This is a genomic window from uncultured Thiodictyon sp., assembly GCF_903828115.1.
In the GTDB taxonomy this organism is placed as follows: domain Bacteria; phylum Pseudomonadota; class Gammaproteobacteria; order Chromatiales; family Chromatiaceae; genus Thiodictyon.
Map to the genome: position 1 here is coordinate 1 of NZ_CAIKKU010000532.1, position 5,241 is coordinate 5,241.

General features: G+C 65.1%; 7 protein-coding genes and 1 pseudogene. 4 read left to right on the forward strand and 4 right to left on the reverse strand.

What is annotated here, in order from left to right; translation table 11 throughout:
- Positions 1–202 (forward strand): hypothetical protein (locus QZY48_RS19775; RefSeq protein ID WP_295434396.1); only part of this gene is annotated, 202 nt, incomplete at its 5' end.
- A gap of 221 nt (positions 203–423) precedes the next feature.
- A complete protein-coding gene (locus QZY48_RS19780) occupies positions 424–771 on the forward strand; it encodes a transcriptional regulator (RefSeq protein WP_295434398.1) in 348 nt (115 codons plus the stop codon).
- 8 nt (positions 772–779) lie between these two features.
- On the opposite strand, the gene QZY48_RS19785 is transcribed toward QZY48_RS19780, so the two are convergent.
- The 4 genes from QZY48_RS19785 to QZY48_RS19800 form a co-directional block, all read right to left on the reverse strand.
- Positions 780–2,099, reverse strand: coding sequence for a ferric reductase-like transmembrane domain-containing protein (locus QZY48_RS19785; protein WP_295434401.1), 1,320 nt, complete (start codon positions 2,097–2,099; stop codon positions 780–782).
- Between the two features lie 95 nt (positions 2,100–2,194).
- Positions 2,195–3,535 (reverse strand): sensor histidine kinase, encoded by a 1,341-nt coding sequence (locus QZY48_RS19790; RefSeq protein WP_295434403.1) that lies wholly within the window; start codon positions 3,533–3,535, stop codon positions 2,195–2,197.
- Entirely contained in the window at positions 3,532–4,194 is a 663-nt protein-coding gene (locus tag QZY48_RS19795; protein WP_295434405.1) for a response regulator transcription factor, read from the reverse strand. Before QZY48_RS19795 ends, QZY48_RS19790 begins: the two co-directional genes overlap by 4 nt.
- Positions 4,195–4,503, reverse strand: coding sequence for a PepSY domain-containing protein (locus QZY48_RS19800; RefSeq protein ID WP_295434407.1), 309 nt, complete (start codon positions 4,501–4,503; stop codon positions 4,195–4,197).
- Positions 4,504–4,803: 300 nt separating this feature from the next.
- Between QZY48_RS19800 and QZY48_RS19805 the strand changes: the two genes are divergently transcribed.
- Entirely contained in the window at positions 4,804–4,962 is a 159-nt protein-coding gene (locus QZY48_RS19805; protein ID WP_295434408.1) for a hypothetical protein, read from the forward strand.
- A 44-nt stretch (positions 4,963–5,006) separates the two neighbouring features.
- Positions 5,007–5,241 (forward strand): annotated as a pseudogene (locus QZY48_RS19810) (hypothetical protein); the annotation flags it as partial.

Sequence of the window (5,241 nt, forward strand, 5' to 3'; positions counted from 1 at the left end):
CCCCTTGCAAGCGCTTGCGGGCCGTGCGACGCTTCACCCGTGGAATGCCTTCCCGGTCGATAAACCAGAACAGCTCGAAACCCAGAAAGGTTGCGCGCCGTTGTGGACTCGGATGGAAGCGGCTAAAACGCAGAACCTGCGAAACCGGGGACAGACCACAGTATTCGCTCTAATAACGAAATGGCCTAACCAATTCCGGTGACAGTTTAAATAACTCCGGGAAGTCGAATTGAGTAAACTGCCGCCGGAACTGCTCGGGCTGTCAAACCCGACCGCTGGGACCCAAGCGGCAGGGCAAACCTAGACCCGGCGGTCAGCCGGGTCTAGGTTCCTGCCCGTTGTCGCGTTGACAACATGCGCCGCTGTTGTTAGGACTGGTTGATGACTTCTGGGCCGACGTTGACCGCTTCTGAGGAGACCGCCATGACCACGCTGACCATTGATGTTGCTGACCTTAACACCGTGAAGGCGAGCATGAAGGCCGCGTTCCGCGGCGTGCCGCAGGGCTGCTCCTTCTCCTTCCCCAACGAAGCACAACTGCTGGCGACTCTGAACGCGAACCGCTGGGCCATCCTCAAGGCCTTGACCGGTGCCGGGCCGCTCGGGGTGCGCGAACTGGCGCGGCGCGTCGGCCGCGACGTGAAGGGCGTACACACGGACGCCCAGGCGCTGGTCAACTGCGGGCTGATCGACAAGACCGACGCGGGCAAGTTGAGCCTGCCGTATGACGAGGTGCGCCTGGAACTGATCGTCCGCGCGGCGGCGGCGTAGGCTGCGGTTCAGCGCATCTCGAAGGCCTCCTGATGGAAGCGCAGGCGTCCGCGCCAGGCGCGGGTCAGTCCTATCCGCAAGCGCTTGGCGAATGCGCGCGGACCGCAGAACCAGACTTCGGTGTTGTGCAATCCGTCGTGCCCGGAGGCAAGCTGCTCGGCGGTCAGGGTGCCTCCGGCCTGGCTGTCATGGATGTGAAGCGAGACGCCTGGCAGGTCCGCGCACAGGCCTTTGAGGCGCTCGACGAAGGGGTCGCCTTCGCAATTGCGGGTGCTGTAATGCAGATCAGCGACGAGCGAGGCGTCCGGTTTGGCACGCAAGGCCTCCAGCCACGCGATGAAGGGCGTGATACCGATGCCGCCGGCAACCCAGATCTGCCGCGCTTCGGGATTCCGGCGTGGGAGTTCAAAATGGCCGTAAGGCCCCTCGACCGTCACCGCCTGCCCCACGGCAATTCGACCTGGCAGCGCGCGGGTATAATCGCCCAGTGCCTTGATCAGAAAGGTCACACGACGGTCCCCCTGATCGGCGCTGGCGATAGTGAAGGGGTGATGGCCCTCGAAACGATCGAAGCGCACGAAGGCGAACTGTCCGGCGCGATGTCCCCGCCAACGGGGTTCCAACTGACAGACCACCTCGGTGACATCGCGCGCGGGTGTCGCGATCGACACGATGGTCCCCCGAGCCCGGCGTCCCTGGCCGATGAGACCCAAGAGTGACATAACGGCCGCGTAGGATCCCGCCACCAGCAGCACCCCGAGCAGTAGGCCGAGCGGCTGGCTCCAGTAATAGCTTGGTGCCAGCATGGCGGCATGAAAAGCGAGCACCAGGTACAGAAGCGGCATCGCACGATGGACATGGCGCCAGAACTTGTATGGAAAGAGCTTCAGGAGACTCACTACGACCATGCCCAGCAGCAGGTAGATTCCGATCTCGCCAAGGTCCCCGGCGACGTCACGCAAGTCGTGCAGCAGGCCGCTGAACTGCTCTTCCAGCGGTCGTCCCAGGCGACCGAACACGGATTGGATCAGGTCATCGCTATCCTCGAGCAGCCAGTGCATCGCGGCGAAGCTGACAGCGAGAATGGCGGTCCATTTGTGCATTCGGTAGACGCGGTCCATGCCGCCGAGCGGACGTTCCAGCCAGAGCGGACGTGTCGCCAGCACCATCGCGAGCGACATCAGGCTGATCGCGAGCAGGCCGCAGAGGTAGAACGCCTGGCTCTGAATGGCCCAGGGCAGGGACTGGGCACCCTGGCCACTGACACTGAGCGCGCCCACCCAGGCAATGACGAGAAGCGCAATAAAGCCGGTCAGAAAGATCTTCATGATGGCGTGAGACCCATTGTTTTGTTGATGGAATGACCGATGGATGGCATTGGTTGGCAGACTCGGAAGTCGATCCGGGTGACCGGCTGCAGAGACTATCGCCCTTCGCCTACCGGCAGCCTGATCTCGGCGCACAGGCCGCCGAGCGTCGGCGAGGGATGAAAGCGGATTCGACCCTGATAGCTCTCGACGATCTCTTGCGCGATCGCCAGTCCGAGCCCATGGCCGCTGACCTGCTCGTCGAGTCGCGTGCCGCGTTCGGTGATGGCGGCGATCTCCTGTTCCGAACACCCGGGTCCGTCGTCCTCGACGCAAACGACGATCTCATCTCCCGGCGCCGTGACGCCGCATCGCACCTGCGTGCGGGCCCACTTGCAGGCGTTGTCGAGCAGGTTGCCGAGCAGTTCCAGCAGGTCCTCGCGGTCAAGATTGAGTGCGCCGGGGGTGCGAAGATCGAGCTGGATGTCGAGGACTTTCGGGGCATGGATACGCGCGAGGAGTTGCACCAGTGTCGGCAGCTCGGCGTTCGGATCAAAATGAATTCCCGCACCGCCGGCACCGGCAAGCCGCGCACGCTTGAGCTGGCGCTCGGCGAGTTGGCGCAGACGCTCGACCTGTTCGATCAGGGCCTGGCGCGGGGCCGGATCGATGGACAGGTCGGGATCCTGCAATTGCTGATGCAGGAGGCTCAGCGGACCCTTGATCCCATGTGCCAGGTTGCCGGCGGCGGTGCGCGAACGCTCCAGGCGCTGCGCGAAGCGCACCAGCAGGTGGTTGAGCTTGCGCACCAAGGGCAGGATCTCACTCGGCACCCGTTCGGTCAGGGCGACCGTCTGGCCGGACTCCAGGCGCTCGATATCCCGGTAGACGGGCGACAGTGTGGCAAAGGCCCGCTGCACGACGAACCGCTGCACCAGCAGCATTACGAGCAACCCAGTGATCGCCAGCCCGGCAAACAGCCGGTCGATGAACGTCAAGGCCCGGTCAAGTGCGGTGACGTCCTCCGCGACGGCGAGCGCGAAGTCGAGGCCATCCAGGCGATAACCGCCCTCCCAGACCAGCAGCCGCTGCTGCTCCGGACCGACCGCGCGCCAATGCTCGGAGGTGCCCGGCGCAAGCGGACGGTCGGCCAGGTCCTGATCCCAGAGCGAACGCGAGCGGATGCGTTGTCCATCCTGGGTTTCGATGACGAAATAATGCCCCGAATAGGGCTGGTGATAGACCGGGGTCAGGCCCTGATGCCCAACCTCCAGGCGCCCGTCCGCGCCTCTGGTCAAGGCCCCGACCAAGCCCTCGGCATCGTGCTCCAGCCGTGAGAGTACGAAGGCATCCGCCGTGCGGTGCAGGGCCTCGTAGCCAATCCACCAGACCGCGCCGAGCAGGACAAAGAGGCTGGCGCCGAGTCCGATCTGTAGACGTCCTTCCAGGGATCTCATTGGCGTGGGAAGAGATAGCCCTGGCCGCGCAGGGTTCGGATCCGGTCGCGGCCGATCTTCTCGCGCAGGCGTCCCACATAGACCTCGATGAGGTTGCTGCCCCGGTCGGCATCCAACTCGTACACATGATCCATGATCTGGGGCTTGGAGAGGATCCGGTCGGGATGGAGCATCAGGTAACGGAGCAGGCGGAATTCGGTGCCGGTCAACTCATGGGCGGTGCCGTCGGCCAGGATCGCCCGCTGCCGATCCTCGTCGAGACAGAGCCCGCCGACCTCCAGACCGCGACGCAGATTGCCCGCCGCCCGGCGGGTCAAGGCATGGATGCGGGCGATCAGTTCCTCCATGTGGAAGGGCTTGCCGAGATAGTCGTCGGCCCCGGCCTTGAGCCCGTCGACACGCTCGTGCCAGGCATCGCGCGCGGTCAGCACCAGCACCGGTGTCGTCACCCCACGGGTGCGCCAATTGCGCAGCACCTCGAGCCCGGGCCGCCTGGGCAACCCAAGGTCGAGGACGATGGCGTCATAGGCCTCGGCGGCCCCGAGCGCCTCGCCCGTGATCCCATCGCCGGCCTGGTCGAGGACGAAGCCGGAGGCCTTGAGCGCCTTTTGCAGCTCGGCCGCCAGCCCGGCATCGTCTTCGACCACCAGGAGTCGCATCTATTTCTCCCTGCGCGCGATCACCGCGGCCGTGGCGGCATCGAGCGAGAGCTTGTGGATCGTCCCGTCGGCGGCCAGGATCTTGATCTCGAAACGATAGTCGCCGTCTTCCCGCTCGAGCTCGGCCTCCACGAGCTGCCCCGGCTGCACGGATTGCGCACTCGCCATCACCTGCTCCAGCGGCAGGATGGCGCCAGTCTCACGCAGTTGTTTGATCTCGTCGTGGTCGAGTCGCTCGCTGGCCAGCGGACTGCCCATGGCCAGCAGCAGTCCAAGACCGGTGGTCGCCATCAGGTGACGTCGTTGCATCAGGTTGCTCCGTTTGAGAGAGTTGGTGTCCGCCGGGCGGAGGGCGCGAGCGGATCAGCGACCGCGCGCGCACTCAGGAAGGCCAGGTCGGCGCCGATCAAGGCCCAGGTCGATCGCGGATGGCTCCGCGCGACTGCTCGAGCGGTGGGTGCAGTCTGAGCGCGCAAGCTGAACTGCCGCTGAAAACCAGCCGTCTCCTCCATCGTTTGAGGAAGAACCTGAGCCGGCGACCCGGCGGGAGGAGTCGCAGCCGGAACTTTACTGCGCCTGGTCCAGCAGCACACCGCCGACGTGCTGTCGGTGCAGAACCTGCTCGCGCGCAGCCGCGGGCGCTCCCCGAGCGCCAACGAGGTCGAGCGCCTGACGATCATGCTGGAGTCCGGGCCGGTCGCGCGCGTGGCCCAAGTCGGCCACTGCGCCTCCGATGGCCGGTTTGAATGCTGGTCGATTCCGCCGTAAAGTTCCCTCTCCGACTCCTGACCATCCACCAAGAGGAAACGACGATGAACTGGAAAGAACAACTCGACAAGGCGGTTGCGGCTGTCAAAGAGGCCGCCACCAGCGAAAACGCGCGGGAGATCGCCGGCAAGGCGCAAACGGCGGCCCTTGGTCTGATCGAGAAGGTCAAGACCGGAGCGCTCGACGCGGCCGATGCGTTCGTCGAGGCCAATCGCGATGCCTCGTCGCTGTCGGTGCGCTTCCTGAACGCGGATCTCACCATCCTTTCGCCCGCGGCGG

Bases quoted from the DNA above. Each gene is read 5' to 3' on its own strand.
- QZY48_RS19795 (WP_295434405.1), bottom strand. From the start codon at position 4,194: ATGCGACTCCTGGTGGTCGAAGACGATGCCGGGCTGGCGGCCGAGCTG.
- QZY48_RS19780 (WP_295434398.1), top strand. From the start codon at position 424: ATGACCACGCTGACCATTGATGTTGCTGACCTTAACACCGTGAAGGCG.
- QZY48_RS19790 (WP_295434403.1), bottom strand. From the start codon at position 3,535: ATGAGATCCCTGGAAGGACGTCTACAGATCGGACTCGGCGCCAGCCTC.
- QZY48_RS19785 (WP_295434401.1), bottom strand. From the start codon at position 2,099: ATGAAGATCTTTCTGACCGGCTTTATTGCGCTTCTCGTCATTGCCTGG.
- QZY48_RS19800 (WP_295434407.1), bottom strand. From the start codon at position 4,503: ATGCAACGACGTCACCTGATGGCGACCACCGGTCTTGGACTGCTGCTG.